This window comes from Fusobacterium perfoetens (assembly GCF_021531475.1).
Classification (GTDB): domain Bacteria; phylum Fusobacteriota; class Fusobacteriia; order Fusobacteriales; family Fusobacteriaceae; genus Fusobacterium_B.
Map to the genome: position 1 here is coordinate 1 of NZ_JADYTX010000087.1, position 265 is coordinate 265.

The following is a 265-nucleotide window of genomic DNA, read 5'->3' on the forward strand; positions in this document are numbered from 1 at the left end:
AATGGTGCCTAGGAATAGATTCGAACTATCGACCGTACGGGTATGAACCGTATGCTCTAGCCAACTGAGCTACCTAGGCATTTAATGGTGGAGATAAGCGGGATCGAACCGCTGACCTACGCAGTGCAAGTGCGTCGCTCTCCCAAACTGAGCTATATCCCCATAAGGAAAATATAAAATCTTAAGAATGGTGCCTAGGAATAGATTCGAACTATCGACCGTACGGGTATGAACCGTATGCTCTAGCCAACTGAGCTACCTAGGC

At 47.5% G+C, this 265-nt stretch carries 3 tRNA genes; all 3 read right to left on the bottom strand.

From position 1 onward, the window contains the following. Positions 1 to 2: 2 nt before the first annotated feature. The 3 genes from I6E15_RS10105 to I6E15_RS10115 all read right to left on the bottom strand — a co-directional run bounded on the left by I6E15_RS10105 (position 3) and on the right by I6E15_RS10115 (position 265). Positions 3 to 79, bottom strand: a tRNA-Met gene (locus I6E15_RS10105). 6 nt (positions 80 to 85) lie between these two features. Further along, positions 86 to 162, bottom strand: a tRNA-Ala gene (locus tag I6E15_RS10110). Positions 163 to 188: 26 nt separating this feature from the next. Further along, positions 189 to 265: transfer RNA gene (locus I6E15_RS10115), tRNA-Met, on the bottom strand.